General features: G+C 66.6%; 25 protein-coding genes and 1 other RNA gene. 16 read left to right on the top strand and 10 right to left on the bottom strand.

Annotated elements, in window-relative coordinates:
* Positions 1-10: 10 nt before the first annotated feature.
* Positions 11-1,018, bottom strand: coding sequence for a type I glyceraldehyde-3-phosphate dehydrogenase (gene gap, locus QX128_RS18125; RefSeq protein ID WP_316238135.1), 1,008 nt, complete (start codon positions 1,016-1,018; stop codon positions 11-13).
* Between the two features lie 244 nt (positions 1,019-1,262).
* Complete coding sequence (gene tkt / locus QX128_RS18120) at positions 1,263-3,248, bottom strand: transketolase (RefSeq protein WP_316238134.1); 1,986 nt, start codon at positions 3,246-3,248, stop codon at positions 1,263-1,265.
* A 268-nt stretch (positions 3,249-3,516) separates the two neighbouring features.
* Between tkt and QX128_RS18115 the strand changes: the two genes are divergently transcribed.
* Both QX128_RS18115 and QX128_RS18110 read left to right on the top strand, forming a co-directional pair.
* A complete protein-coding gene (locus QX128_RS18115) occupies positions 3,517-3,867 on the top strand; it encodes a DUF4164 domain-containing protein (RefSeq protein WP_316177332.1) in 351 nt (116 codons plus the stop codon).
* Positions 3,864-4,247, top strand: a complete 384-nt coding sequence (locus tag QX128_RS18110) for a cell division protein ZapA (RefSeq protein ID WP_316169469.1) — start codon at positions 3,864-3,866, stop codon at positions 4,245-4,247. The genes QX128_RS18115 and QX128_RS18110 overlap by 4 nt, the downstream gene beginning before the upstream one ends.
* 637 nt (positions 4,248-4,884) lie before the next feature.
* On the opposite strand, the gene QX128_RS18105 is transcribed toward QX128_RS18110, so the two are convergent.
* Together QX128_RS18105 and QX128_RS18100 are read right to left on the bottom strand one after the other, a co-directional pair.
* Positions 4,885-5,280: an ester cyclase gene (locus QX128_RS18105; RefSeq protein ID WP_315804787.1), complete on the bottom strand. Its 396-nt coding sequence runs from the start codon at positions 5,278-5,280 to the stop codon at positions 4,885-4,887.
* Between the two features lie 64 nt (positions 5,281-5,344).
* Positions 5,345-5,548 carry a hypothetical protein gene (locus QX128_RS18100; RefSeq protein WP_315804788.1) on the bottom strand — a complete coding sequence of 68 codons (204 nt, stop codon included), beginning with the start codon at positions 5,546-5,548 and terminating at the stop codon, positions 5,345-5,347.
* 211 nt (positions 5,549-5,759) lie between these two features.
* Between QX128_RS18100 and QX128_RS18095 the strand changes: the two genes are divergently transcribed.
* Both QX128_RS18095 and QX128_RS18090 read left to right on the top strand, forming a co-directional pair.
* Complete coding sequence (locus QX128_RS18095; protein WP_316238133.1) at positions 5,760-7,028, top strand: serine hydrolase domain-containing protein; 1,269 nt, start codon at positions 5,760-5,762, stop codon at positions 7,026-7,028.
* Between the two features lie 8 nt (positions 7,029-7,036).
* The gene (locus QX128_RS18090) at positions 7,037-7,678 is read left to right on the top strand and encodes a glutathione S-transferase family protein (protein WP_316238132.1); all 642 of its coding nucleotides are present in this window, start codon (positions 7,037-7,039) and stop codon (positions 7,676-7,678) included.
* Positions 7,679-7,921: 243 nt separating this feature from the next.
* Here QX128_RS18090 and QX128_RS18085 read toward each other — a convergent pair whose 3' ends face one another.
* Both QX128_RS18085 and QX128_RS18080 read right to left on the bottom strand, forming a co-directional pair.
* Positions 7,922-9,163, bottom strand: a complete 1,242-nt coding sequence (locus tag QX128_RS18085; protein ID WP_315804791.1) for a TAXI family TRAP transporter solute-binding subunit — start codon at positions 9,161-9,163, stop codon at positions 7,922-7,924.
* 117 nt (positions 9,164-9,280) lie between these two features.
* Entirely contained in the window at positions 9,281-9,736 is a 456-nt protein-coding gene (locus QX128_RS18080; protein ID WP_316238131.1) for a DsrE family protein, read from the bottom strand.
* Between the two features lie 1,152 nt (positions 9,737-10,888).
* Between QX128_RS18080 and ssrS the strand changes: the two genes are divergently transcribed.
* The 3 genes from ssrS (at position 10,889) to QX128_RS18065 (ending at position 12,577) form a co-directional block, all read left to right on the top strand.
* A non-coding RNA gene (gene ssrS, locus QX128_RS18075) (6S RNA) lies at positions 10,889-11,050 on the top strand.
* Between the two features lie 119 nt (positions 11,051-11,169).
* Positions 11,170-11,751, top strand: a complete 582-nt coding sequence (locus QX128_RS18070) for a 5-formyltetrahydrofolate cyclo-ligase (protein ID WP_316238216.1) — start codon at positions 11,170-11,172, stop codon at positions 11,749-11,751.
* Position 11,752: 1 nt separating this feature from the next.
* On the top strand, positions 11,753-12,577 hold the full coding sequence (locus QX128_RS18065) for a TIGR00282 family metallophosphoesterase (protein ID WP_316238130.1): 825 nt from the start codon (positions 11,753-11,755) through the stop codon (positions 12,575-12,577).
* 9 nt (positions 12,578-12,586) lie between these two features.
* On the opposite strand, the gene QX128_RS18060 is transcribed toward QX128_RS18065, so the two are convergent.
* A complete protein-coding gene (locus QX128_RS18060) occupies positions 12,587-14,017 on the bottom strand; it encodes a methyl-accepting chemotaxis protein (protein WP_316177348.1) in 1,431 nt (476 codons plus the stop codon).
* 45 nt (positions 14,018-14,062) lie between these two features.
* Positions 14,063-15,811: a methyl-accepting chemotaxis protein gene (locus QX128_RS18055; RefSeq protein WP_316238129.1), complete on the bottom strand. Its 1,749-nt coding sequence runs from the start codon at positions 15,809-15,811 to the stop codon at positions 14,063-14,065.
* 220 nt (positions 15,812-16,031) lie between these two features.
* Between QX128_RS18055 and QX128_RS18050 the strand changes: the two genes are divergently transcribed.
* From QX128_RS18050 to ybgC, 7 genes are all read left to right on the top strand, one after another.
* Positions 16,032-16,778, top strand: a complete 747-nt coding sequence (locus QX128_RS18050) for a YebC/PmpR family DNA-binding transcriptional regulator (RefSeq protein ID WP_315804796.1) — start codon at positions 16,032-16,034, stop codon at positions 16,776-16,778.
* A 74-nt stretch (positions 16,779-16,852) separates the two neighbouring features.
* Positions 16,853-17,380: a crossover junction endodeoxyribonuclease RuvC gene (gene ruvC / locus QX128_RS18045; RefSeq protein ID WP_012046730.1), complete on the top strand. Its 528-nt coding sequence runs from the start codon at positions 16,853-16,855 to the stop codon at positions 17,378-17,380.
* Positions 17,377-17,994 carry a Holliday junction branch migration protein RuvA gene (gene ruvA / locus QX128_RS18040; protein ID WP_315804797.1) on the top strand — a complete coding sequence of 206 codons (618 nt, stop codon included), beginning with the start codon at positions 17,377-17,379 and terminating at the stop codon, positions 17,992-17,994. The genes ruvC and ruvA overlap by 4 nt, the downstream gene beginning before the upstream one ends.
* A gap of 40 nt (positions 17,995-18,034) precedes the next feature.
* Complete coding sequence (locus QX128_RS18035) at positions 18,035-18,454, top strand: cytidine deaminase (protein WP_015664393.1); 420 nt, start codon at positions 18,035-18,037, stop codon at positions 18,452-18,454.
* Positions 18,451-19,497: a Holliday junction branch migration DNA helicase RuvB gene (ruvB, locus tag QX128_RS18030; RefSeq protein ID WP_315804799.1), complete on the top strand. Its 1,047-nt coding sequence runs from the start codon at positions 18,451-18,453 to the stop codon at positions 19,495-19,497. The genes QX128_RS18035 and ruvB overlap by 4 nt, the downstream gene beginning before the upstream one ends.
* Before the next feature lie 84 nt (positions 19,498-19,581).
* Positions 19,582-20,502, top strand: a complete 921-nt coding sequence (locus QX128_RS18025) for a metallophosphoesterase (protein WP_316238128.1) — start codon at positions 19,582-19,584, stop codon at positions 20,500-20,502.
* 66 nt (positions 20,503-20,568) lie between these two features.
* Positions 20,569-21,018: a tol-pal system-associated acyl-CoA thioesterase gene (ybgC, locus tag QX128_RS18020; protein WP_316216520.1), complete on the top strand. Its 450-nt coding sequence runs from the start codon at positions 20,569-20,571 to the stop codon at positions 21,016-21,018.
* Positions 21,019-21,322: 304 nt separating this feature from the next.
* Here ybgC and QX128_RS18015 read toward each other — a convergent pair whose 3' ends face one another.
* Both QX128_RS18015 and QX128_RS18010 read right to left on the bottom strand, forming a co-directional pair.
* Positions 21,323-21,625 carry a hypothetical protein gene (locus QX128_RS18015; protein WP_316238127.1) on the bottom strand — a complete coding sequence of 101 codons (303 nt, stop codon included), beginning with the start codon at positions 21,623-21,625 and terminating at the stop codon, positions 21,323-21,325.
* 334 nt (positions 21,626-21,959) lie between these two features.
* The gene (locus QX128_RS18010) at positions 21,960-22,487 is read right to left on the bottom strand and encodes a ParB N-terminal domain-containing protein (protein WP_315804803.1); all 528 of its coding nucleotides are present in this window, start codon (positions 22,485-22,487) and stop codon (positions 21,960-21,962) included.
* Between the two features lie 277 nt (positions 22,488-22,764).
* On the opposite strand from QX128_RS18010, the gene QX128_RS18005 reads away from it, so the two are divergent.
* Both QX128_RS18005 and QX128_RS18000 read left to right on the top strand, forming a co-directional pair.
* On the top strand, positions 22,765-23,745 hold the full coding sequence (locus QX128_RS18005; RefSeq protein WP_316238126.1) for a catalase family peroxidase: 981 nt from the start codon (positions 22,765-22,767) through the stop codon (positions 23,743-23,745).
* An 814-nt stretch (positions 23,746-24,559) separates the two neighbouring features.
* The gene (locus QX128_RS18000) at positions 24,560-26,098 is read left to right on the top strand and encodes an outer membrane protein (RefSeq protein ID WP_316238125.1); all 1,539 of its coding nucleotides are present in this window, start codon (positions 24,560-24,562) and stop codon (positions 26,096-26,098) included.
* The last annotated feature ends 59 nt before the right edge of the window (positions 26,099-26,157 follow it).

The following is a 26,157-nucleotide window of genomic DNA, read 5'->3' as shown; positions in this document are numbered from 1 at the left end:
GTCAATTTTGTTAGAGCAGCTTGCCCATCGCGACGGCGGTGTCGGCCATGCGATTGGAGAAGCCCCACTCGTTGTCGTACCAGGACATCACGCGCACGAGGTTGCCGTTCATGACCTTGGTCTGGTCCATGTGGAACGTCGACGAGTGCGGGTCGTGGTTGAAGTCGATCGAGACGTTGGGCGAATTGGTGTAACCGAGCACGCCCTTGAGCTCCTGCTCGGCGGCGCGCTTGATCGCCTCGTTGATCTCCTTCGGCTCGGTGTTGCGCTTGGCGACGATCTTGAGATCGACCACCGAGACATTCGGCGTCGGCACGCGGATCGCGACGCCGTCGAGCTTGCCCTTCAGCTCCGGCAGCACCAGGCCGATCGCCTTGGCGGCGCCGGTCGAGGTCGGGATCATCGACATCGCCGCCGCGCGGCCGCGATAGAGATCCTTGTGCATGGTGTCGAGCGTCGGCTGGTCGCCGGTGTAGGCGTGGATCGTGGTCATGAAGCCGGTCTCGATGCCGACCGTATCGTTCAGCACCTTGGCGACCGGCGCCAGGCAGTTGGTGGTGCAGGAGCCGTTGGAGACGACCAGATGATCCTTGGTCAGCGTGGTGTGGTTGACGCCGTAGACGATGGTGGCGTCGGCGCCGTCGGCCGGGGCCGAGACCAGCACGCGCTTGGCGCCGGCGGTCAGGTGCGCGGAGGCCTTGTCCTTGGAGGTGAAGATGCCGGTGCATTCCAGCGCGATGTCGACGCCGAGATCCTTCCACGGCAGCTTCGACGGATCACGCTCGGCGGTGACCTTGATCTTGCCCTGGCCGATATCGATCGTGTCGCCGTCGACGGTCACGGTGTGCGGGAAGCGGCCATGCACGCTGTCGAAGCGCAGCAGGTGGGCGTTGGTCTCGACCGGGCCGAGATCGTTGATGCCGACCACCACGATGTCCTTGCGGCCCGATTCCGCGATGGCGCGCAGAACGTTGCGGCCGATGCGGCCAAACCCGTTGATCCCGACCCGGACTGCCATTTTCGTCTCCTTCAATGACGTTTATCGTTCAATGACGTTTCTCGTCCCTCGTAGCCGGCCCCTGGCAAGGGCTCTACGAGGGTTTGGACCTGTTGACGCCCGGTTCTGCCGGGCGGGAGCGGACGATATGGCCCTTTCGTAGTCCTTTTTTTGCGCTCGCTCAACCGTCGCGAATCAGGGATCCGCCAGCGCGGCTGTCCGGTCGCTCAGACGTGATGGACGGCCGCGCGGGGGACCGAAGGCCTTACGCCAGCCGCTGTACGGCGGCCTCGACAGCCGCCTCGGCGGTGATGCCGAAATGCTTGTAGAGCTCCTTGGCCGGGCCGCTCTCGCCGAACGAATGCATGCCGATGAAGATGCCGTCCTGGCCGATCACCGCGTCCCAGCCCCAGCGCACCGCGGCCTCGATGGCGATCTTGACCGGCGCCTTGCCGATGATCGCGGCCCGGGTCTCGGCCGGCTGCTCCAGCAGCAGCTCAAGCGACGGCACCGAGACGACGCGGGCTGGGATGCCACGCTCGGCGAGCTGCTTCTGCGCGGCGACCGCGATCTCGACCTCCGAGCCGGTGGCGAACAGCGACACCTTGGCTTCGCCTTGCGCCGCGACCAGCTCATAGCCGCCGCGGCCGCAGGGATTGTCCGCCGGCGCGGACGTGCGCAGTTGCGGCAGGTTCTGCCGCGTCAGCGCCAGCACGGTCGGGCCGTTGGTGCGGTTCAGCGCCAGCTCCCAGCACTCGGCGGTCTCGACCGCGTCGGCCGGGCGGAAGACGCGCATGTTCGGCATCGCGCGCAGCGCGGCGAGATGCTCGACCGGCTGATGCGTCGGGCCGTCCTCGCCGAGGCCGATGGAGTCGTGGGTCAGCACATAGACGACGCCGGCGCCCATCAGCGCCGACAGGCGCATTGCGCCACGGGCATAATCGGAGAACACCAGGAAGGTGGCGCCGTTCGGCGCGAAGCCGCCATGCAGGAAGATGCCGTTCATGCACGCCGCCATGCCGTGCTCGCGGATGCCGTAATGGATGAAGCGGCCCTTCGGCGTCTTGGCCGAGAACGAGGTCGCGGACTTCGCCTTGTTGTTGTTGGAGCCGGTGAGGTCGGCCGAGCCCGCCACGAACTCGAACGGCATCGCTGCGGCGATCACCTCGATCGCGGCCTCCGAGGACTTGCGGGTGGCGACGTTGAGCGGGGTCTCCAGCAGCGCCTTCTTGTGGTCCTTCAGCGCCTTCGCCAGCGACGCCGGGCGCTCGTGGCGCAGCCGGCGCTCGAACTCGGCGCGCTTGCGCGGGCCCATCTCGCCGAGCCGGGTCTCCCACTCCGCCCGTGCGGGTGCGCCGCGGCGGCCTGCCTCGCGCCAGGCGGCGAGCACGTCGTCGGGCACCGAGAACGGCTCCTGCGAAATGCCGAGCTTCTCCTTGGCGCCCTTCAGCTCTTCTGCTCCCAGCGCCTCGCCATGCACCTTGGAGGTGCCGGCCTTGGTCGGCGCGCCATAGCCGATCGTGGTCTTGCAGGCGATCAGCGACGGCTTGGAGGACTTCTGCGCCCGCGCGATCGCGGCGGCAATCGCCTCGGGATCATGGCCGTCGATCAGCTCGGCGGCCCAGCCGGCCGACTTGAAGCGCTTCACCTGGTCGACCGAGTCGGCGATCGACAGCGGGCCGTCGATCGAGATGCCGTTATCGTCCCACAGCACGATCAGCTTGTTGAGCTTCCAGTGCCCGGCCATCGCGATCGCTTCCTGGGAGATGCCCTCCATCAGGTCGCCGTCGGAGGCCAGCACGTAGGTGTGGTGGTCGACGATCTTCTTGCCGTATTCCGCCTGCAGCATCTTCTCGGCCAGCGCCATGCCGACCGCGGTGGAGATGCCCTGGCCGAGCGGGCCGGTGGTGGTCTCGATGCCCTTGGTGCGGAAATTCTCCGGATGGCCGGGGGTCAGCGAATCGACCTGGCGGAAGCGCTTGATCTGGTCGAGCGTCATCTCCTCGTTGCCGGTCAGATACAGCAGCGCATAGAGCAGCATCGAGCCGTGGCCGGCCGACAGCACGAAGCGGTCGCGGTCCGGCCAGGCGGGCGCTGCGGCATCGTATTTCAGCACGCGGGTGAACAGCACGGTGGCGACGTCGGCGGCGCCCATCGGGAGGCCGGGATGGCCCGATTTCGCCTTTTCGACGGCATCCATTGCGAGCGCGCGGATGGCGTTGGCCATGCGGGAATGATCGACCTGCGTCATGCTGGAATCCGTCCAAACGTGAAATGCTGATGACAGGGACGCCGCCGGTATTGCTGGCGGGCCGGGATTTTGCGGGCTGATTAGCACCTCGGTTCCGGGAATCAAAGGCAATGCAACGTCCCGGACGTCCCAAAAGTTGCTTAGTAGTGCATAGTTTCGGCCGAGCGTTGCGCTCGGCTCGCCCAGCACGTAAGATTTTGCCCGTAACCGCTTGCCGGACAGCGCTTTTGTCGCGTCCCGCTTGCTCCGAGGGCCTCGCATCCGCGCCATGAACGATCACCCTGCCAATCTTGCCGGCCAGGTGGAACCCGGCGCCGCCGATCTCGAGGCGGCGACGCGGCGACTCATGACGGCGCTCGACGCGCTGGAGAGCGCGGTCGAGCGGCGGCGCGAGGCGGATCGTGACGAGGACGAGCTGGCGACGCGCATCCAGGCGCTCGGCGCCGACCGCTCGCGCCTCGCCGACGAGCTCGACGGCTCCCTGATGAAGACGCGCCGGCTCGAGCGCACCAATCGCGAGATCGCCGAACGACTGGACACCGCGATCGGCACCATCCGCGCGGTGCTCGCTGGCGGCGACGGGCAGGACGCCGCTGAAGACGATGAGGACGAGGAATGAGCCACATCAACGTCACCATCAACGGCCGCCAATATCGCATGGCCTGCGAGGAGGGCCAGGAGCTGCGGCTGCTGAAGCTCGCGGAGAGTCTGGAATCGCGCATCACCAATCTGCGCGGCAAGTTCGGCGAGATCGGCGACGCCAGGCTGACGGTGATGGCCGCGCTCACCGTGTGCGACGAGCTGATCGATGCCAATCAGCGCGTCCAGGTGCTGGAGCAGGAGCTCGAAGGCCTGCGCAACGTGCGCAACCAGGCCAGCGACCGCGCCCGTGCCACGCAGGTCGCGGTGGCCAAGGCGCTGAACGCCGCCGCCGAGCGCATCGAGCGCACCACGCAGGTGTTGAACCGCACCATCGGCGGCGGTGTGGCGATTGGGTGAAGTGAGTTGTCGTTTACTCTTCAGGCGCAGTTGCCGAATAGTCGATAGCAACGGGCCGCCCTTGGTAGATACCCCAATTTTGAGGTCCGGGTTCGAACGGACACTCGGCCCATTCACGATAATGCTCGTTGAGTTGCAATAGCGACATCGGCGTTCGTAATTTTTGGGCTGCAGCCATAATCAACAGTAATCCATTGGGCGATACCCAGATTGCCGGACAAAGCGATTTACGCTGTTGCTCCGTGCAACTCCGATACAAGTGCGCTTCGAATTGATTGCAGCGGCGTCCGTATTTGTTCCGCGCAAACTTAAAGGCCCATGGCCCGAACACGACCACCGGCGATCTGTTGGCTCCAGACCGTGATATCTTGATCAAACTGCGGTCCTCTTACTTCGTCGCCATCGCCGTGGAATAAGTATTGGTGCACAAGCGCAACCTACGCCTCTAGCGACAACGCTCATAGCCGTAGGATGGGCAAAGGCGCGAACGACGGTGTTGCGTCAGACATGGATGCATCGTGCGCCGTGCCCACCGCCTTCCATCGGTGGTGCGGATGGTGGGCACGCCGCGTTCAGGCAACCGACTAAGACAATGCAGGGCACGGGCGGCGCCTTTGCCCACCCTACGCAGTCTCGCTCACATCTGCGCAAGCTGCGCCTCGATCGCCGCCTTATCGATCACCGACCACACCTCCGCGATCCTGCCGTCGCGGAATTCGTAGAACACGTTCTCCGTGAAGGCGACCCGCCGGCCGTTGACCGGCAGCCCGAGAAACGCGCCACGCGGCATGCAGTCGAAATCCAGCCGGCTCGCGACGCGCGGCGGGTCGGATAGCAGCAGGCCGATGTTGAAACGAAGGTCGGGGATGTCGGCGAAGTTGCCGATCAGCATGTCGCGATAGCCGGCAAGTCCGATCTGCCGGCCGTTGTGGACGACATGCTCGTGCACGAAATCGCCGAGCACCGGCCATGCCTGCGCATTCAGGCACACGATGTAGGCGCGATAGTGATTGGCGAGTTCGGGTCCGGTCATGGCGCTGGGTCCGTTCGAACGAGAGCAGGCAACCTCTCGCAAGGGCAACGGTTCCGACCAGAAATCAAAGACCTTCCAAGATCAGCGCGATGGTCTCCAACGGCAATGCAGCAGCCACTGCGCCGATGACCAGGCCGACGAGGCCGAGGACGACGGCAGCGATCCAGCCCCCCGAATGAAAGCCGACGGTTGCACCGGCGAGGGCTCCCGTCGCGAGCGTACAAAGGGCCCAGAGCGTGTGAAGGATGAGTCCGATCGTCCTCAGCATGCGTGACCTCGCGCATCAGCGGTCTCACCCGTCCCCATTGATTGGTCTCGCCGGCCTCCCGCTGTGCGGCAGCGAACAGATCACATCGTCGCGATGCGGTCGTGTTGCGAGCGCTTGTCGTTCGCTGCGTGCTGCCCTACTGCTTGGGGAGGCGGACATCATCGAATCCCGTGACCACAAGCGGGATCGTGTTCGCGTCAGGGAGGTGTTCTTGAACAAGCTGATCCTCGCGGCGGCCGCCGCAGCCTTCACCGCGCTCGCGACTCCGCTCGCCGCCGCGCCCTTGCCCGAGGCCAGGCCCGACGAAGTCGGCTTCTCGCAGGCGGGTCTCGCCCGCATGGATGACTTCTTCGCCCGCGAGATCGCCGCCAAGCGCGTGCCCGGCGCGGTGGTGGCGATCGCGCGCGACGGCAAGCTCGTGCACTACAAGGCCTACGGCCAGCTCGATCCGGTGAAGGGCACGCCGATGCCGCTCGACGCGATCTTCGCTTTGGCCTCGATGACCAAGCCGATGACCGCGGTGGCGGGGCTGACGCTGATGGAGCAGGGGCGGCTACCGCTGCAGGCCAGGCTCGCCGACTACTATCCGGCCTTCGCCGACATGAAGGTCGGCGTCACCCAGGAGAACGGCGCACTGCTGCTGGTGCCGCAGGCCCGCCCGATCCTGATCCACGACCTCTACCGCCACACCTCGGGCCTGATGTATGGCGGCCGGCCGGATAGCTCGAGCGCGGTGGCGCGGCTCTATCCCGACGGCACCGCGCCCGCGATCGAGGGCGACACCCAGGCCTTCATCGAGCGCCTCACCAGGCTGCCGCTGGCGCATCAGCCTGGTTCGCAGTTCGAATACGGCTTCTCCATCGACGTGCTCGGCGCCGTCATCGAGAAGGTCAGCGAGCAGCGGCTCGGCGAATATCTTTCAGCCAATGTCTGGAAGCCGCTCGGCATGGTCGATGCGACCTTCGCGCCGACCGACGCACAACGCCCGCGGCTGGCGCATCCGTTTCCGCACAATCCGCTGACCGGCAAGCCGCAGGCAATCAAGCTGCTGGACACGCCGACAAAGTCGGACTGCGGCGGCGCCTGCTCGTTCGCCACCATTGGCGACTACGTCCGCTTCGGCCAGATGCTGCTCAATGGCGGCGAGCTCGATGGCGCGCGCATCCTGAGTCCGAAGACGGTGCACCACATGACCTCCAACCATCTCGGGCCCGAAATCAAGAACACCGTCGCCAATGTCGAGCCGCATCGCGCCGGCTTCAGCTTCGGGCTCGGCGTCGCCGTGCGCGTCAGCGAGGGCCTGTCGGCGGTGCCCGGCAATCCCGGCGAGTTCAGCTGGAACGGCGCCTATGGCACGCAGTTCTTCTGCGATCCGAAGGAGCGCCTCGTCGTCGTGGTCGGCACCGCGGCGCCCGGGGACCTGCGCAAATATTATCGCGAGCAGGTGCAGGACATCGTCTATGGCGCGATGGTGAGGTAAGATAGCGCATGCTGACAATCCATCATCTGGGGAAGTCCCAATCCGAGCGCATCGTCTGGCTCTGCGAGGAGCTGGCGATCCCATACGAGCTGAAATGCTACACGCGCGACGCCAGGACGGTCCTGGCGCCCGCGGAGTACAAGGCGCTGCACCCGATCGGCGCCGCGCCGGTCATTACCGACGGCGATCTGGTGCTCGCCGAATCCGGCGCCGTTGTCGACTACATCATCTCCAAATACGGCCAGGGCCGGCTGCGGCCAGGCCCCGATGATCCGAACTTCGCGCCATTCCTCTACTGGTTCCACTTCGCCAACGGCACCTTGCAGGCGGCGATGGGCCGGCTGATGATCCTCAACCGTCTCGATCTGCCCGACGACAATCCCATGCTCGGCGCGATGCGGGCGCGGGTCGATCGCGCCTTCGCGGCCGTCGAGGCGCGCTGCGGCGAGGCGGACTACCTGGCGGGGGCGGCGCTCACCACCGCCGACATCATGACCGTGTTCTCGCTGACGACGATGCGCTACTTCCTGCCTTACGATCTCAGCCCCTTCCCCAACATCCGCGCCTATCTGTCACGCATCGCCGCCCGCCCGGCCTATCAGCGGGCGATGGAGAAGGGCGATCCGGGGATGAAGTTGTTGTTGAGTTGATTGCAAGCAAGTTTGCGCGATCGCTCACGCGGCTGGCTCGGTGTACCTCGCCCCGCTTGCGGGGAGAGGTCGGATTGCATCGTCAGATGCAATCCGGGTCAGGGGGTACAGGTCTCACCAAGGACGCTCCCTGCGCGTCTGCCCCAACTCACACTTCCCGTGTGGCGGCCGCTCACCCCAACCCTCTCCCCGTAAGAAGGGGGAGAGGGAGCCGACTGCCCGAGCCGCTATTGGCGGTCCCCCTCATCTCTGCCGCTTGCGGCTCCAGTCCAGGAACGAGCGATACAGCTCCTCCTTCTCCGCCTTCGAGGTCGGCGCCTTGGCCTGCGATTCGAGAAACGCCTCGAAGCGGTCCTGTTGCGAGAGACCGCCGGTCGCGGCGGGCGCCAGGCCGACATTGGCCTCCTTCTTCATCCGTTCCAGCACGGCGTCGACATACGGATAGCGCTGCCAGCCCGGCACCTGGGCCTCGAGATTGAGATCCTTCCAGCCCGGATGGAACGGCGGCTGCTGCAGCCGCGCGAGGTTGGTGAACAGCGTGTCGACGAAGCGGTTGACGCGGTCGGCGCGGTCGCTGCCCGGCTTCCAGTTGTAGACGGCCAGCACCGACGGCACGGCGATGGTTTCCACGGCGGTGTCAGGTGCGACCAGCCCTGGATAGGTGTCGGCCTTGATGCTGGTCGGATAGTAGAAATCCGAGAATTGCTGCGTGTACGGCACCGGCACGAAGTGGAATCCGGGATCCGCCTTCTTGCCGCTGAACAGCTCGCCGGGCTTGGAGGCGACATAGACCATCGCGGCGATCTCGCCCTTGTGCAGCTTCTCCAGCGCGACAGGGCCACCGACCGCGACCGGCTCTATGTCGATGCCGAGGCGCCGGAAGATCAGCGGGCCGGTGTGGGCGGCGGCGACGCCCGCCGTGCCCACCGCGACCTTCTGGCCCTTCAGGTCCTGCAGCGTCTTGAACTCGTCGCGCGCATAGATGTGCACGTCGGAGATGAAGAAGCGCAGCACGTAGCGGATGCGGTCGTTGATGTTGGAAAGACCGGCCTGCCTGGCGTAGAAGTCGAAGGCGTCGGCATAGGTGATCGCGACGTCGACGCCGCGCAGATAGAGCAGGTCGGCGATGTTCGAGGTGGTGCCGCGCGTCACCATCGGGATCAGGCGCATGTTGTCGCCATCGTCCATCGTCCGCGCCATCTCGCTGGCGAAGCGCACGAAGCCGCCATCGGGCAGGCCCGCGGCCAGGCCGACGGTCCATTGGTTCATGCGCGTCTTGATGGCGGCTTCGTCCGAGGCGCTCCGCGGCTCGCGGGACTCTGAGACCCGAGGCTCGACGGTCCGCCGTTCCGACGCGCGCGCAGGCTTGATCGAGAGCGGAGCGGCGGACTGCTCTTGCGCGCGCACCGCGCCCACGGGGGTGAGCAAGGCAGCCGAAAGCGTTGCCAGCGCCAGCAGCGCCGGCCGGGCGAGTACTCTGTGCATGTGACTAGTCCCCGATCGCGTCTGCTCGCCATTCCCCCGAGCAGACTGATGACACAGATCAATCCAAGATCGTATCTCAATGAGCCCTAAACCTGGCAGTTTTGGGGCAAGAACTACTTAAGGTTTCAGGTAGCTCCAGCCGCTCTCCTGCAATTCCATCAGCCTCACTGCGCCCGAGGGCACCAGGCTCGCTTCGGCGACGATCGCAATCGGATGTCCTTCGCGTTTCTCCATGCCGCGCTTGGTGATGTTGCAGGCGGAGAATTTGATCTTGGCGGGAAAGCTCAGCTCGGCGATCTGCTTGAGCCGGTCCTTCACCGGCGAGGTATCCTCGCGCAGCATGTTCAGCCCGGGTCCATAGGTGACGAGCTCGATCTCGACCTCCTCGCCCTTCTCCTTGAACGTCTCCATGATGTTGGTGGCGTTGTTGAGCGCCAGATTCATGATCGCCGGATCGTTCTGATCGACCTGGATCGCGACGCGATGGATCTTGACGTCGGCGGCGAGGCCCGCTCCAGCCGACACAATCAGCAGCGCGCACGCGGCCGTGACAGTTGTGAGATTGAAGCGCATGCCAGGACTCCAACGTACGATACGGGGCATTCGGATGTGGGCACGATCTGCCACAACCTCAGCTCCCAGTCGATGGGCCTGAATCGTGGCAAGACTATGCGCTGCCGCGGGAGCGCCGTGATGCGGCGAGGAGGGCGGTGATGATGACGGCAATGCCGGAGATGAGAGGGATGGCTGGCATTGATGTGGATGACGATTGGGATTGAAGAGGCGCGATGACCTCCGCCGTCGCCAAGCCCGCCGCTATTTGGTTGCGTCTCGCACCCTCGCCGGATGGATGCCTCTCCGCCAACTGCTTTCCTCTGCCGCACGACGGGCAATCCGCGCATACGCGCCCTGCGCAAACTGCCCGTCGCGTTACGATGTCGCAGGCTGCGTCACTTGTCTCGTCGGGCAAATCAGGCGGATGCTTCCGCTCGTCCTGCTGCCGCATGAGGGGCGTGTCGCGACCGTCACGAGACGTTGGCAGTGGGATGCGATGGGCGTGGATTGCCGCAGCGTGAGTTGATCGCGCGGACGAACGGCGATGCACGTACGGTCAAGTCGCGTGGTCCTGACACCCCGATGCTGGTGTTACCTTTGCGACGACGCTTGAGGCGTCGCGCAGAGCATGGTGGCCAACAAGCCCGGCGCACCAGGGAGATCGCGAAGCAGCCGTTCCAACCGTCGCGCAGGGAAGGCCGGGCGTGTCCGGCTGCACCTGTGGTACCTGCCGCCTGCATTTTTTGAGCAGGCGGGCCACGGGCGTCAGCCGACGCCCGGCCTTCCCTGTGCCCTCTGTTCACGGAGGGTGATCGAAAAGAACAGCTCGGACGCGATCAGCGCCGCGAGGAGGCGAAGCCGTGTCCCTGATTGACGATCAGCGCTTTATTGATCTCCCCCGCAGTGATCGGCCCAGCCGTCGCCATCCCACAACCGTCATCGCCCGCAAGCGGGCCATCGCCGTGGCCTGCCGGACTCCGCTACTGTTGCCTCGGCGTACCGCGGCGCCCGGTGCCGTCTTCCCGTTCGACGCGGCGCGCCGGCACCCAGGGCGCGCCGGAGCTTCAGCGGAGGCGGCGAGCCAGGCGACGACACCGGCTAGGAGGACCGCTATTGCCTTATCCGCCTCGACCGCTGGCAAAATCACCCCGCCATGGTTACATTGCCTCGGCGAAGCTGCGACGCGCGTCCGGAACCAACATATCCCCGGGGCCTTATCGATCCTTTAGGGAACTGTCCCTGGCCAGGTCCGTGGACCTGGACATATGGTGCCCACCTACTTTCGTAGGGAACTCCGGGATCGAGCGTTTCAACGGCGATTGCGGCTTCGCGCCTGTCTCTCTCCCCTGTCCCCTTCGAGTCTGTCCCCTTGATTGCCGACCTGCTGCGTTTCTGAGAACGTTGGAGTGCCCGCGTCCGCGAGCTCTTGACGGAGGTCCCGCCGCATGCCGATGAAGGCCGCCCAGCACACCAAGCAGCAGCTGCGGGCTGCAGCGCTGGCCGCGCGCGACGCGCTGAGCGACGAGGCGCGCAGCGCCGCCGCCGAGGCCATCGCGGTGCGCGGGCTGCCCTTCGCGCTGGAGCCGGGCCAGGTTGTCTCGGGCTATGCGCCGATTCGCAACGAGCTCGATCCGGTGCCACTGATGCGCGTGCTGGCGGCAAAGGGCGCGCGGTTGGCGCTGCCGGTCATCCTGGCACGCGGCCATTCGCTCTCCTTCCGGGCGTGGTCGCCGGGCGATCGGCTGACATTGGGCTCGCTCGGCATCCCGGAGCCGTCGCCGGTCGCGGCCGAGCTGGTGCCGGACGTGATGCTGGTCCCGCTCGCCGCTTTCGACCGCACCGGCCATCGCATCGGCTATGGCGGCGGCTACTACGACTACACCTTTTCGCACCTGCGGAAGACACATCATCTCATCGGCGTCGGCCTCGGCTTTGCCGTGCAGGAAACCGAGGCCGTCCCGGCCTTGGCCCACGACGCGGCGCTGGATTATGTGCTAACCGAGCGCGAGACCTTGGATTTCCGGAGCAATTGAGTTGCGAATTCTCTTCGTCGGCGACGTCGTCGGCCGGGCCGGCCGGAGCGCCGTCTCGGACCACCTTCCAGGCTTGATCCGCGATTGGGCGCTCGATCTCGTCATCGTCAATGGCGAGAACGCGGCCGGCGGGTTCGGCATCACCGAGGCGATCTATCAGGAGCTGGTCGATGCCGGCGCCGACGCGGTCACGCTCGGCAACCACTCCTGGGATCAGCGCGAGGCGCTGGTGTTCATCGAGCGCGCGCCGCGCCTGGTACGCCCCGCGAACTATCCGGCGGGCACGCCCGGTCGTGGCGCCGCGCTGATCGATGCCAAGAACGGCGCCCGCGCGCTGGTGGTCAACGTGCTCGGTCGCGTGTTCATGACGCCGTTCGACGATCCGTTCGCGGCACTGGGGCGCGAGCTCGGCGCCTGCCCGTTGCGCGAGGCGGCGGATGCTGTTGTGGTCGACGTGCATTGCGAGGCCTCCAGCGAGAAGCAGGGCATGGGCTATTTCTGCGACGGCCGCGCCAGCCTCGTCGTCGGCACCCATACGCATGTGCCAACGGCCGATCACCAGATCCTGCCTGGCGGCACTGCCTACATGACCGATGCCGGCATGACCGGCGATTACGATTCCATCATCGGCATGCAGAAGGACGAGCCGTTGCGGCGCTTCCAGTCGGGCATCCCGTCGGCGCGGTTCGAGCCGGCGACGGGCGAGGCGACGTTGAGCGGGGTGGCGGTCGAGACCGACAACGGCACCGGGCTTGCGATCAAGGTCGCGCCGGTGCGGATCGGCGGCCGGCTGTCGCAGACGAGGCCGGCGTTCTGGGGAGGATGAGAGGCTGCGTCAGGCCTTGAGGCGAAAGCCCATCCGGAACGCGCCCCAATGCCGCCCCTTGATGACGATCGGCGCGGACAGGTCCTTCATCAGCACGAACTGCCCGCCGCCCATGTCGCGGCGGTAGGTCTGGAGCAGAAACGGCTTGTTGCTGGCGGCGGCGACCTTCTTCACCGCGCGGTCGTCGAACAGCCGGCGGTTGCGGCAGTTGGCGTTGTTCCAGACCGGATCGGGCCCCTGCGGCCTGCGGTAGTTCGGATTGTGCGTCGGCAGATAGCCGCCGCGCGCCCAGGCGACGCAGAACACGATGCGCGGGTCGCTGCCCTGGATCGGGTCCTGGATCGCGGGCAGCACGCGGTCGGTGAACTCGACGTAGCGCGTCATGTACTGCTTGGGATTGGTGCCGGGGATCTCGCGATAGGTCTCGTCCATCAGGTCGGCGAGCGTGATCTCGCCGCGATCGATCGCCGCCTCGAAGGTCGCCGAGATCTGCCGGGCGGTGTCGACGACGGTCTTGATCAGCGGCGCGTCCGTGGTCTGTACGCCGCTTTCGGCGATCAGCCCGATCAGCGCCTCGGAATGATCGAGCAGCTTGGCGATGCGGCTGTCGGCCTGCTTGAGCTCGACCGAGGACTGGTCAACGCCCTTGGCGAGCTCGTTGAGCTCGCTGATCACGGCGTCGCAATGCGCGAGGTTGGAGGTCGCGGCCTTCGCCACGCCGTCGATCTCCTGGCCGACGCTGGTGAAGCCGTCCTGGACGCGGACGATGATGCCGCCGATCTGCTGGGCGCCTTCACCCGCTGTCTTGGCGCGCGACGAGGCCTGGCCGCTCTCGCCGAGCAGGCTCTTCACCTGCGAGTCGAGCCCGCGCAGGGTATCGCCGATCTCCTGGGTGGCTTGGCGCGTCGCCTCGGCGAGCGACTTCACCTCGCTCGCGACGACAGCAAAGCCGCGGCCGGCGCTGCCGGCGCGCGCGGCCTCGATGGTGGCGTTGAGCGCCAGCAGGTTGGTCTGCTTGGCGATCGCCTCGATCGCCACCGAGACCTTGGCGACCTGCGACAGCGCATCGCCGACCGAGCCGAGCCGCTGCTCGATGCGCTCGACGGACTCGACCAGTTCGGCGATGTGCCGCACCGCGGTGTCGACCACGTTGCGCGACTGGGTGATGTCGCCGACCGCGGCGGTCGTGGCCGATTGCACCGCCTGCGAGGCGGTGGCGATGTCGTGATTGGCCGCGACCATGGTCTTGGCCGTGGCCTGCAGATGCCCGAACCGCTGCGACTGGTAGCTGACGCGGTTGGCGACCTCCTGGACGTTGCCGGCGACGTCGGCGAGCTCGACGCCGAGGCCGCCGATGCGGTCGGCGATCTCGTCGATCAGCCGCTCGGCGCCGGTGCGCGCGTCGTGACTTTCCAGAATGGCGCGTTGCGCGACCGACATGTCCAGACTCCCGGGCTTGATAGGATCAGAAAATCGCCGCTTGGCTCACAATTTGTAGGCGGTGCGGAAGCCGCCCCAGTGCCGGCCGCGGACGCGGATCGGTACGTCGATTTCGCGCATCATGATGGTGTTGCCGTTGCCCATGTCGCGCGCGTAGCTCTGGATCAGATAGGGCCGCTGGTTGCGCCCGGCCGCGAGCCCGGCCGGATCGTTGAAGATGCGGCGGTTGCGGCTGTTGGCGGTATTGAAGGCGACATCGCCCGGCCGCTGCGGATGCGAATAGATCTTGTTGTGCACCGGCAGATAGCCGTTGCGGTCGATCGCGACGCAGAACGCCAAGCGCTGATCCTTGGCCAGGAAGGCCTCCTGGAACGCAGGCAGCGCGCGCTCGGCCCAGTCGAGGATCCGGCTGCGATGCTGCTGCGGATTGGTGCCGGGGATCTCGACATAGTTGGTGTCGAACATGTCCTCGATCGTGACCTCGCCGCGCGCGACGGCGCTCTCGAACATCCGGTTCAGCTCGGTGCCGGCTTCCATGGCGCGGGTGACGAACTCGTTGTTCTCCTCGTGCAGCGCCCAGAGCTTGTCCTCGATCTTCTCGCGCAGTTCGGCACTTGGCGCATCGAACCGCGCCTGGGCGCCGGCCTTGACCTGCTCGGTGACGCGCAGGCGGCACGGACCGACGTCCTCCAGCACGGCGTCGAGACGCTCGTTCACGGGCAGGCGGCTGGCATCTGGGCCGGTGATCAGAAGGCCGTCGTTGGAAATCTCATAGACCGGCGCATCGATCGTACGTGCGCCCGACTTGATCGCGAGCTTGAGGTGACAGGGCAGACGCTCGCTGCCGCTGCGCACGGGCCGATCGCCCTGCCGCAGCAGCACGGCGCAGCGCGCCTTCAGCTTCTGGGCGTACATGGTCACGGCGCGCCCGGCGTTCGTGACGCGCTCGCCATAGCTCTCGGCCTGCTGGGTGGCGCTGCCGATGTCGGCGGCGCTGTCGACCACCGAGGATATGAACTGCGAGGCCTGGGCCGCATTGTTCGACATCTCGCCGGTGGTCTGGTTCTGTTCGGCGACGGCGCCGTTGACGTTGGTGAAGACGGGGCGGATCGCCTCGATCGCCTGGGCGATGCGGTGGACGGCGTCGGCCGAGCCGGCGGCGTCCTTCTGCAGTGCCTCGATCTTGCGCGTGATCTCCTCGGTCGCGTTCTGGGTCTGCACGGCGAGGGCCTTGACCTCGGTCGCGACCACCGCGAAGCCGCGGCCGGCCTCGCCGGCGCGGGCGGCCTCGATGGTCGAGTTGAGCGCGAGCAGGGTGGTCTGGCGCGCGATCTGGGAGATCAGGTTGACGACGTTGCCGATCGCCGCCGAGGATTCGCGCAGGCGGTCGACGTTGGCCTGGGCTTCCGTGGCGGCGGCGCTGGCCTGGTCGGCGAGCTGGCCGGCGTCCTGGACCTGGGCACGGATACCGTGGGCGGACTGGGTCACCTTCTCCGCGGCGTGGGCGAACGTCGCCGCCGTTCCTTGCGCGGCGCTGCTGCGCCCGCTCAGCGCATCGGCGCGCTGGCGAATGTCCGTCAGCGTCCCCGCCGTCGCCTCGGCGCCGCTGGCGACCGCATCGGCGGCGCGCTCGAGCTGACGAATCATGCCGCCGAGTTCCAGCTCCAGCAGGTCGAGGATGGCCTTGGCCGAATCGGCATCCGACGACGTCGGCGGCTCCGGCGCGGCCACCGGCTTCGGTTCGGCCACCGGATCGGGCGCAGAGGGTCGTCTTGCAAGGAAACCAAACGCCATGGGGTGGGCCCCGGTGCGGGTGAAACGGTGCAGAGGGGCGGGATCGTTGCACTTGACTGTGAAGCCATGGTTAACATTGGCTTATGCTGCAGGGCACCCGGCCGGCTTCCCGAAGGGGGCAGCCACCGCAGAATCCACCTCAAATCTTTGATTTTGCCGATTCCCGGCCTATAAGGCCGCGCTTCCCTCATTGATCCCCTACGATTGCAAGAGACCTCGCATGGCCGGCCATTCCCAATTCAAGAACATCATGCATCGCAAGGGCCGGCAGGATGCGATGAAGTCCAAGCTGTTCGGCAAGCTGGCGCGCGAAATCACCGTCGCCGCCAAGCTCGGCACGCCCGACCCGGCGATGAACCCGCGGCTGCGCGCCGCCGTGGTCGCCGCCCGGGCCGAGAACATGCCCAAGGACAATATCGAGCGGGCCATCAAGAAGGCGCTCGGCGGCGAGGGCGACAATTATGCCGAGATCCGCTACGAGGGCTATGGCCCGGGCGGCGTCGCCGTCATCGTCGAGGCGCTGACCGACAACCGCAACCGCGCCGCCTCCGACATTCGCTCCTATTTCACCAAGTCCGGCGGCAATCTCGGCGAAACGGGTTCGGTCTCGTTCATGTTCGACCGCGTCGGGATCATCGAGTTCGACCGCAGCGTCGCCTCTGACGACGCGGTGCTGGACGCCGCGATCGAGGCCGGCGCGGATGACGTGATCTCGGGCGAGGGCGGCCACGAGGTCTATGCCTCGCCGGACAGTTTCCACGAGGTCGCCAAGAACCTCGAGGCCAAGTTCGGCGAGCCGCGCAAGGCGGCGTTGACCTGGAAGCCGCAGAACACGGTGGCGGTCGACGACGAGACCGGCGAGAAGCTGTTGAAGCTGATGGACCTCCTGAACGAGCACGACGACGTCCAGAACGTCTACGCCAATTTCGAGATTTCGGACGCGCTGATGGCGAAGATGGGCGGTTGACGGACGCTTGACCACGTCATTCGTGCGTTCCGTTTATGTTTCCATCGGTGCGGCGCAAGGCTATCTCTGAACCCATGAAAGCCCAGCCGATTCGCGCAGCCGTCCGCATCATCGGGATCGATCCTGGCCTCCGCCGCACCGGCTGGGGCGTGATCGAGAGCGAGGGCAACCGCCTGATCTATGTCGGCTGCGGCTCGGTCGAGCCGCCGGACGACCTGCCGCTGGCGAACAGACTTCTCGCCATCCACGAGGGTCTTGCCAAGGTCCTGAATGACTTCCAGCCGCTGGAGGCGGCGGTCGAGCAGACCTTCGTCAACAAGGACGGCGTCGCCACCCTGAAGCTCGGCCAGGCTCGCGGCATCGCGATGCTGGCGCCAGCGATGTTCGGAATTTCGGTCGCCGAATACGCCCCCAACCAGGTCAAGAAGACCGTGGTCGGCGCCGGGCACGCCGACAAGGGCCAGATCGCGGTGATGCTGAAGATCCTGCTGCCGAAGGCCGAGCCGCCGTCGGCCGACGCGGCGGACGCGCTCGCGATTGCGATCACCCATGCCCATCACCGCCAGGGCCAGGCGCTGCGCATGAAGGTGGCCGGGCTATGATCGGCAAGCTGAAGGGGCTGATCGACTCCTATGCCGAGGACTTCGTCATCCTCGATGTCGGCGGCGTCGGCTACCAGGTGCACTGCTCGGCGCGCACCTTGCAGGCCTTGCCGTCGCCCGGTGAAGCCGCCACATTGTCGATCGAGACCTATGTGCGCGAGGACCAGATCAAGCTGTTCGGTTTTCGCTCGGATGTCGAACGGGAATGGTTTCGCCTTTTGCAGACTGTGCAGGGCGTCGGCGCCAAGGTCGCGCTCGCCGTCCTCGGCACTCTGCCGCCGGCCGATCTCGCCAACGCCATTGCGCTGCGCGACAAGGCCGCGGTGGCGCGCACGCCGGGCGTCGGTCCGAAGGTCGCCGAGCGCATCGTGACCGAGCTGAAGGACAAGGCGCCGGCGTTCGCCGATGTCGATCCCGGCGTGGTCCGGCTGTCCGGCGCGATCGAGGAGTCCCGCGCGCCGCAGCCGATTGCGGACGCGATTTCGGCGCTCATCAATCTCGGCTACGGCCAGCCGCAGGCGGCCGCCGCCATCGCCGCCGCCTCGCGTACGGCCGGCGACAAGGCCGAGACCGCCCAACTCATCCGCCTCGGCCTCAAGGAGCTGGCGAAGTAGGTCGCCGCACCGGGCGAGCAGAAGGACAACGATCTTCACCATGGTGAGCAAGAAGGACAAGGAGCTGATCGAGGCGGCCGCATCAGCGGTGAAGAGCCGCTATCGCAACGATTGGCAGGAGGTCGGCGCAGCCATGCGCACGCGCGACGGCCGCATCATCACGGGCGTCAACATCGATGCCTATCTCGGCCGCAACGCCGTCTGCGCCGAGGCCATCGCGATCGGCCGCGCCATCACGGAGCACGGCGACCACGGCATCGAGACCATCGTCGCGGTGCGCCATCCCAAGCCCGGCGAGCCCGGCGAGGTCGCCGTGGTCTCGCCCTGCGGCACCTGCCGCGAGCTGATCCACGACTATGATGCCAAGGCGCGCGTCATCGTGCCGTCGAACGGCAAGGGGCCTGCGGCGGTGACCATCGGCGAGCTGCTGCCGAACAAGTACAGGCGCGGCAACGAATGAAGCCGCCTGCGCGCATGGTCAGTCCGGAGCGGCGCTCCGATGATGTCGGCGACACCGCGCTGCGTCCGCAGCAGCTGTCGGAGTTCGTCGGCCAGCAGCAGGCGCGCGCCAATCTGTCGATCTTCATCGAGGCGGCGCGCAAGCGCGGCGAGGCGCTCGACCATGTGCTGTTCGTCGGCCCGCCCGGCCTCGGCAAGACGACCTTGGCGCAGATCGTGGCGCGCGAGCTAGGTGTCGGCTTCCGCGCTACCTCGGGTCCGGTCATCGCCAAGGCCGGCGATCTCGCGGCGCTGCTGACCAATCTCGAAGAGCGCGACGTGCTGTTCATCGACGAGATCCATCGTCTCAGCCCGGCGGTCGAGGAGGTGCTCTATCCCGCGATGGAGGACTTCCAGCTCGACCTCATCATCGGCGAGGGACCGGCCGCGCGGTCGGTGAAGATCGATCTGTCGAAGTTCACCCTGGTCGGCGCCACCACCCGCGCGGGCCTGCTGACCAATCCGTTGCGTGACCGCTTCGGCATCCCGATCCGCCTGAACTTCTACACCGTCGAGGAGCTCGAAGGCATCGTCACGCGCGGTGCCCGCGTGCTCGGGGTCGGCATGACCGCGGACGGCGCCAACGAGATCGCGCGGCGCGCCCGCGGCACCCCGCGCATCGCCGGCCGGCTGCTGCGCCGTGTGCGTGACTTCGCCTCGGCGGCAAACGCGGACGCGATCGATCGCGCCATCGCCGATCACGCGCTGAGCGCGCTGGAGGTCGATGCCGCCGGGCTGGACGCGATGGACCGGCGCTATCTCTCGACCATCGCGCTGAACTACGGCGGCGGCCCGGTCGGCGTCGAGACCATGGCGGCGGCGCTGTCGGAGCCGCGCGACGCGATCGAGGACATCATCGAGCCCTATCTGATCCAATGCGGCTATCTGCAGCGCACGCCGCGCGGCCGGCTGCTGACCACGCACGCATTCAAGCATCTCGGCCTGGCCGAGCCGAACCGCGATCCCAGCCAGTTCGGCCTGTTCGGCAATGAGGACGATGATTAACGAAACTGCTGACAATCTGCACAGACGCACCCGAAATCGGTTGCAATGATCAGGGAGAAGGGAGCCGCTGCGAGGAGTTTATCGATGCTGTCACGCCGTCGCTTTCTGTCATTCTCAGGCGGTCTTGCCGCGACCGGTTTTTCGACTGCGACCTATGGCGTCGGCGTCGAGCCGCTCCGTCTCGGCGTCACCGACTATCACGTCCATCCGCACAACTGGCCCGCTGGGCTGAGACTGAAGATCGCGGCCATCGCCGATATCCATGCCTGCGATCCTTGGATGTCGCTGGTGCATATCGACGGGATTGTGCAGCGTGCCAACGCGCTGCAGCCGGATCTGATCGTCCTGCTCGGCGACTACGTCGCCGGTCATCGTCATCACATCGGACGCATCGACGCCGCCGCCTGGGCGCCGGTGCTCGGCGGCCTGAAGGCGCCGCTGGGCGTGCACGCCATCCTGGGCAATCATGATTATTGGGATGATCGAACCGTGCAGCGCGACGGCCGCGGCGCGCCGTATGCCCAGAAGGCGCTCGAGGCCGCCGGCATTCCCGTCTACGAGAACGACGTCGTGCGTCTCACGAAGAACGGCCATGCCTTCTGGCTTGCCGGCCTCGGCGATCAGTTGGCCTACATGCCGGCGCGCCGCTTCCGGCCGATGCCGCGGATCGGCATCGATGATCTCGCAGGGACGCTGCGCAAGGTGACGGACAGCGCCCCGGTCATTCTGCTGGCGCACGAGCCCGACGTCGCGCTTCGGGTGCCGCCGCGCGTGGCGCTGCAACTGTCGGGGCATACGCATGGTGGCCAGATCCGCCTGCTCGGCTGGTCGCCGGCCGTTCCCGCGCGCAATGGCGTCAATCTGGCCTACGGCCACATCCGCACCCAATGCGACGTGATCGTCTCCGGCGGCCTCGGCTGCAGCATCATGCCAGTCCGGATCGGCATGCCGCCGGAAATCGTGCTGGTCACCGTCGGCAGGGAACCCGTCGAGGTGACGTCCTAGCCTGCTCTTGCGCTGGCCGTTGAACTGGGCGAAACGATCGCCATTTCCGGCTATCGAGGGCGTCCCTTGACCCATCACCATCTCGACGGCGAGATCCGCGACGGCCGTCACCACATGCAGGTCCGCGTCTACTACGAGGACACGGATTTCTCAGGCATCGTCTACCACGCCAACTACCTTCGTTTCATGGAGCGCGGCCGTACCAATCACCTGAGGCTGATGGGCGCCGAGCAGCACGCGCTGTTCGCGGAGGCGGCAAGCGAAGCCCCGGGTTTCGCCTTCGTGGTGCGCTCGATGACGCTCGACTTCCTGCGGCCGGCCCGTATGGACGACGTGCTCGACGTCGTCACCTGGCCCGTGGCGGTGAAGGGGGCGTCGATCACGCTGGCGCAGGAGGTCAGGCGCGGCGAGGAGGTGCTCGTCAAGGCCGACGTGAGAGTCGCGTTCATCAGCGGCGGCAGGGCGCAGCCGATACCGAAAGCGCTGCGCGACCTGATGAAGGCGGACATCGCCTAAAGACGTGCTAACGGCGGGGCGGGCGGAGGGATGAAGATGCGCCTGCCGGCGATCGCGACCTCGCCGCCGTCCAGTCGGCCGCGCCATTTGCGCCGCGAACGCGGCGACAGCTCCGAGAATAGGCTCTTTCAGCCGAAGGCGGCTGCGACGGAGGGACGTGGCGGCCAACGTCGCTGCCATTGGCATGCTCGCAGTGCTTGCCGCGCCCGTCGCATCGCGCTGAGTCGGACGGGCGTGATCGGAGTTGCCTAGCCCGTCCAGCACTGTCCTCCGCGGAGCAACGTGCGGGACGGACACGCGGCGCCTACGGGCAGAACCAGGCCGGTCCGATCTGCATGCAGCCCCGGCGGTGATGGTCGTGCGGGCGGAAGCGATAGCGGTGCCAGCCGGCAGGAGGACCGTGACGCCGTCCGTCGTGGCCGCGATAGCCGTGACGTCTTTGCTCGTGCTGCCAGCGACCGTCTCCGTTGCCGTGATCCCGCTGCGCAAGGCGCATCGGAGAAGCAGCCGCTTCGCCCTCATCTGCCGCGACGGCCATCGGCGCCGCCGAGGCTCCGACGGAGCTGACGAGAAGGATGGCGGAGAGTGCAACGATGGTTGCTCGCATCAGGGGCTCCAATTCATTGTCGAGGCTGGGTTGTGCCGGTTGAAGGACGCGGGTCGGCTTGGCTGCACGGCAACGCCGCGCCGGCTTTGCGGATTTCGTTCCCGCGAGTGTCGGCAACGTATGGCCACGGGGCGCGTTCCCCACGGATCGCCGCGAGAGGCGCGTCAAACTGCCCCTGCGCGGGCCGGGGTCCAGCGCTGCTGCGCGCATGTGCGGGGATGGACGTGACTGTGCTGAACTGCGACGCGAGGCGGCGGATCACGCTGCGCTGATCCGCCAGACGGACTGCCGCTCAATCAGACCGAGGCCGGGGGGCACTCGCGCGTTGAAACCGTCAGTATCGCCCGCCGCTGCGCTCTTGTTGCTTGATCCAATCCGACAAGGTCCGGGGCGACGATCCTTGTCCGGGGCGCGATGGCTTCGCGGTGGCAGTCCTGTTGCTCCGGTTCGTCGTCTCGGTCGGCCCGCGCGGGCGCGTCGCGGCATGGGCGCCCGAGACGCCTCTCGGGGCCGTTGCGAGCTTCTCCGCTTCCTCCTTCTCCAGCCGCAGCTTGCGCAGCCGCTCCATCTTCTCGCGCTCCGGATCGACCGGCGGCGGTGGCAGCTCGCGCTGGCGGGCTTCCTCGGCGGAGATCAGCAGACCCATGATGGCGCTTTCGCCGAGGGCCTTGCAGGCTTCGAGGCGGTGCAGACCTTCGACCAGGACAAAATGGTCCTTGTCGCGGCGGACGAGGATCGGCTCGCGCTGGCCGGCCTCCAAAATGCTTTCGGCCAGCGCGTCGACCGCGTCCTGCCTCAGCGCCTTGCGCTTCTTGTCGGGGACGTGGATCCTGTCGATGGGAAAGCTTTCCGGTGCGGACACAGTTGAAACTCCGTCGTGGGCGCGCCGTCCGGCGTCAGGGTCGGAGGGGGCACGATCCCCCGATCCGCACCGCGGAGGGAGGCAGACCGGACACGCGCGACTACAATAGAGACATTCGCCATCTCGCCGCAAGGAGCGGGTGACGGGGCGTAATGGCTCCTGTCAGACGGCAAGGTGGATCATGCGGTGAGGGGCGCCCATCGGCCGCGCTCGAAAGTCGCTCGCGCGTCAATTCATGCTGCTATGCTGCATCCCTCATACAAGGAGGACGCCGCTCATGACGACACGCACACTCGTTGCCGCGCTGGCCGGGATTGCCCTCGCGTTGCCGGCCGCTGCCCTCGCGCAGGAGCCGCCGGTCGAGGAGCAGCTCGTCAATGCGATGAACAAGGTGTTCGGCGTGTACGCCGGCTTTCGCGCCAATCACGCCAAGGGCGTCGTCGTCGAGGGCAAGTTCAAGCCGTCGGCCGAGGCGGCGACCTTGAGCAAGGCGTCGCTGTTCAGCGGCGGCGAGGTTCCGGTCACGGTGCGGTTCTCGGACTCCACTGGCGTGCCGAACCTGCCGGACGGCTCCGGCGACGCCAATCCGCACGGCATGGCGGTGAAGTTTCATCTCGCCGACGGCAGCGACATGGACCTCGTGATCAACTCGCTGAAATTCTTCCCTGTCTCGACGGGGGCGGAGTTACGCGATTTGTTCCTGGCGATCGCGGACTCCGGACCGAGTGCGGCCAAGCCGACCAGGCTCGAGCAGTTCATCGCCAGCCATCCCTCGGTGCCGACGGCGCTCGGCACCATCGCGACGCCGGACAGTCTTGCCGACGAGGCCTATTTCGGCGTCAACGCCTTCGTCCTCGTCAACAAGGCCGGCGAGAAGCAGGCGGTGCGCTGGCAGATGCTGCCGGAGAAGGTCGTGCATATCGACAAGGAGGACGCGGCGAAACGCGCGCCGGACTTCCTGATGGCCGAGCTGCCGGCGCGGCTGAAGCAGGGGCCGGTGACGTTCCGCTTCAAGGCGCAGCTCGCCGCGGCCGGCGACGACACCAGGGACCCGGCAAAGGCCTGGCCCGACGATCGCAAGCTGGTCGAGCTCGGCGAGCTGACGATCGACAAGGCGGTCGAAGACAGTGACGCCGCGCAGAAGAAGCTGCTGTTCCTGCCGGGCCAGCTCACCGACGGCATCGAGGCCTCCGACGATCCGATGATCGACATCCGCAACGGCGCCTATGCCATCTCGTTCTCGCGGCGCAATCCGTGATGCCTATGGCATGACACGAAATCTGCCGCGCGCCGCCGCGCCACATCCGGCCGCAATCATGGATGTTTCGCGGCGCGCTGCTCCGATGAATTGCCCCGACGTCGACGAAGGTCCGCCTCATTCGGTGCGATCGCGGCGGCCTTTGCCGCTTTCTCTTCCGATCGATGACGTCGCGCGGGCCGCGCAATAGCGGCTAAACCACGGGCAGGACTTGTCGGCGCGCATGGATAGCCGAGCGTCGGCGCGTCGACGGCGAAGGCGACCGCACAGACCAAGTGCCGCCCTCTTCGCTGTAGTGCAATCGGAGCGTGTGGTTGATGTGAAGGCCGACGATCGCGAGGTGCGCGCGATCAGGACGCATGCCGCCGAGCGCGCTCTGCGCTTGCTGTGAGTTCGGTGCGGACGTTCGTCTACTACGAACTCATGAGCCGCTGCGGCATCGCGTGTCGCGCCGTTTGTCGCAATCGTGTCGCGCGCTGCTTCATTTTGCCAGAATCCTGCATCTTGCGTGCAACAGTCAAAGCCGAATTTCGATCGCGTCGGCGTCGCGATCTGCATTCCTTCTGAATGACATTTTTCAATTCAGTTCGCGACACAATCTCACCCTCCTGATGCGGCCGCCGTTTGTTGCGGCACGTGTTCAGGAGTTGTGAGTTCGATGCGTCGCGTATTTGGCGTATGCCTTTGCCTATCTACTTTCGCAGGAAGTACGACATCGGTCTGGGCGACTGATCTCGCCTTGCCTCCCCCGCTCCCGCCGCCCGACGTCTTCGCCTACAGGTGGAGTGGCTGCCATGCCGGCGCGAACGCCGGGATGGCCTGGTCGCGTCAGCAGCAGACGTGGAGCCAGGTCGCCAATGCCGCCGCCGCGCCGGTTCAGCCCGTGCAGCAGCCCGTCGGCAACGCAAACAACCCGCCGGTGGTCAAGCCGCCTGTGGTTGCAAACCCCGCGCCGAACCCGCCGCCGCCGAACAACCCCGGCGGGAACAACGGCGGATGGAAGCCGCCGCCGCATAAGCCGCCGGGCAAGCCTCCGATCTGCGAGCGCAACGACAAGGGCTGGTGGCAGCCCGGCAAGCAGTATCATGGCGACAAGGATCACGGCTGGCCGAACGACAAGCCGTCCTACAAGCCCGATCACGACGGTGGTCATCATTGGCCACAGGTTGGATCGAAAGGCGGCGACAACAAGTCTTCCTGGCCGTCGGCTCCATCCAAGAACAAGGACGACAATTACAACGACGTCAAATATGGCAGCGGCTGGTTCGACAAGCCTCACGACGACGACCATGGCAAGTCGAGCGGCTGGTCGCAGCTGCATTCGAGCGGCTACTCCGACCGATCGGCTTGGCTGCACCGTGATCGGCAGGACGATCACGACAAGCCGGCTTCCGGCTGGGGTGGGAAGAAGGACGACGGCACCGACAAGCCGCTTGGTTTCGGCTGGTCGAAGCAGCCGATGAAGAGCGAGCGTGACAGCTACGCCTGGATGAAGCCGGACGACCGGAACGACGACAAGCATGGCGGCTACGGCTGGGGCGGCAAGCCGCACGACAATGACGACGGCAAGGGCGGCTATGGCGACAAGCAGCCCGACAAGGATCATTGGCAGCAGCAGGGCGGCAACTACCATCATGGCGGATGGCCGCATCATCCGGACAAGCCCTGGCCGCCGAAGAATCCGCCGCCGAACAATGGCGGCGGTCAACCGAACCCGCCGCCCCAGGGCAACAATGGCAATCCGCCGGCGCAGAATCCGCCGCCGGTGGCCGGCGGTGGCAACGTGGCGCCGCTGCCCGTCGCGGCCGTGCAGATTCCGACCGCCATCTCCAGCAATGGCAGCGACGTCGTCGGCGGCCTGCAGCTCGGTTGCGACTACCAAACGGACCGCTTCGTCGTCGGCATCCAGGCGATGGCCGATCTCGGCATCATCAACGCGTCGAGCCAGCTCGGACCGGCGCTGACGATGAACACGCGAACCAGCAACCTCTACACCGCCACGGTGCGTGCAGGCTATCTCGTGACGCCTGAGATCCTGGCCTATGTGCGCGGTGGCGCGGCGTGGACACGGACCAATGTTTCGGTCGTCAACACCGCCACCGGACAGTCCGCCAGCGTGGCGTTCAACCGCAGCGGCTGGACGGTCGGCGCCGGCGTCGAGTGGATGTTCGCGCGCAACTGGTCGGCCTTCGCCGAGTATGATTACGCCGATTTCGGCACGGTGACCGGCACGCTGCCGGGCGCCGCCGCGATCACCGGCGGGCCGAACGTCGTCAGCCAGAAGACCCAGCTCCACACGGCGATGATCGGCGTCAACTACCGCTTCGAGATGCTGTCGCGCGGCGGCCGCTGAGATCAGCGGCGGACGCATCGCATCCAACACGATAAAGGCCGCCTGGATCATCCAGGCGG

Source organism: Bradyrhizobium sp. SZCCHNR1015 (assembly GCF_032489875.1).
Taxonomy (GTDB): Bacteria; Pseudomonadota; Alphaproteobacteria; order Rhizobiales; family Xanthobacteraceae; genus Bradyrhizobium.
The sequence above is the reverse complement of the archived record's forward strand: the minus strand, read 5'-3'. Positions and strand labels throughout refer to the sequence as shown.

Coding starts and splice junctions, on each gene's coding strand:
- QX128_RS18000 (WP_316238125.1), top strand. CDS start 24,560: ATGGCCTGGTCGCGTCAGCAGCAGACGTGGAGCCAGGTCGCCAATGCC.
- gap (WP_316238135.1), bottom strand. CDS start 1,018: ATGGCAGTCCGGGTCGGGATCAACGGGTTTGGCCGCATCGGCCGCAAC.
- QX128_RS18060 (WP_316177348.1), bottom strand. CDS start 14,017: ATGTCGGTCGCGCAACGCGCCATTCTGGAAAGTCACGACGCGCGCACC.
- QX128_RS18050 (WP_315804796.1), top strand. CDS start 16,032: ATGGCCGGCCATTCCCAATTCAAGAACATCATGCATCGCAAGGGCCGG.
- QX128_RS18035 (WP_015664393.1), top strand. CDS start 18,035: ATGGTGAGCAAGAAGGACAAGGAGCTGATCGAGGCGGCCGCATCAGCG.
- QX128_RS18115 (WP_316177332.1), top strand. CDS start 3,517: ATGAACGATCACCCTGCCAATCTTGCCGGCCAGGTGGAACCCGGCGCC.
- QX128_RS18100 (WP_315804788.1), bottom strand. CDS start 5,548: ATGCTGAGGACGATCGGACTCATCCTTCACACGCTCTGGGCCCTTTGT.
- QX128_RS18005 (WP_316238126.1), top strand. CDS start 22,765: ATGACGACACGCACACTCGTTGCCGCGCTGGCCGGGATTGCCCTCGCG.
- ruvC (WP_012046730.1), top strand. CDS start 16,853: ATGAAAGCCCAGCCGATTCGCGCAGCCGTCCGCATCATCGGGATCGAT.
- QX128_RS18085 (WP_315804791.1), bottom strand. CDS start 9,163: ATGCACAGAGTACTCGCCCGGCCGGCGCTGCTGGCGCTGGCAACGCTT.
- ruvA (WP_315804797.1), top strand. CDS start 17,377: ATGATCGGCAAGCTGAAGGGGCTGATCGACTCCTATGCCGAGGACTTC.
- QX128_RS18025 (WP_316238128.1), top strand. CDS start 19,582: ATGCTGTCACGCCGTCGCTTTCTGTCATTCTCAGGCGGTCTTGCCGCG.
- QX128_RS18080 (WP_316238131.1), bottom strand. CDS start 9,736: ATGCGCTTCAATCTCACAACTGTCACGGCCGCGTGCGCGCTGCTGATT.
- ruvB (WP_315804799.1), top strand. CDS start 18,451: ATGAAGCCGCCTGCGCGCATGGTCAGTCCGGAGCGGCGCTCCGATGAT.
- QX128_RS18105 (WP_315804787.1), bottom strand. CDS start 5,280: ATGACCGGACCCGAACTCGCCAATCACTATCGCGCCTACATCGTGTGC.
- QX128_RS18070 (WP_316238216.1), top strand. CDS start 11,170: ATGAAGGCCGCCCAGCACACCAAGCAGCAGCTGCGGGCTGCAGCGCTG.
- QX128_RS18015 (WP_316238127.1), bottom strand. CDS start 21,625: ATGCGAGCAACCATCGTTGCACTCTCCGCCATCCTTCTCGTCAGCTCC.
- QX128_RS18110 (WP_316169469.1), top strand. CDS start 3,864: ATGAGCCACATCAACGTCACCATCAACGGCCGCCAATATCGCATGGCC.
- tkt (WP_316238134.1), bottom strand. CDS start 3,248: ATGACGCAGGTCGATCATTCCCGCATGGCCAACGCCATCCGCGCGCTC.
- QX128_RS18090 (WP_316238132.1), top strand. CDS start 7,037: ATGCTGACAATCCATCATCTGGGGAAGTCCCAATCCGAGCGCATCGTC.
- QX128_RS18055 (WP_316238129.1), bottom strand. CDS start 15,811: ATGGCGTTTGGTTTCCTTGCAAGACGACCCTCTGCGCCCGATCCGGTG.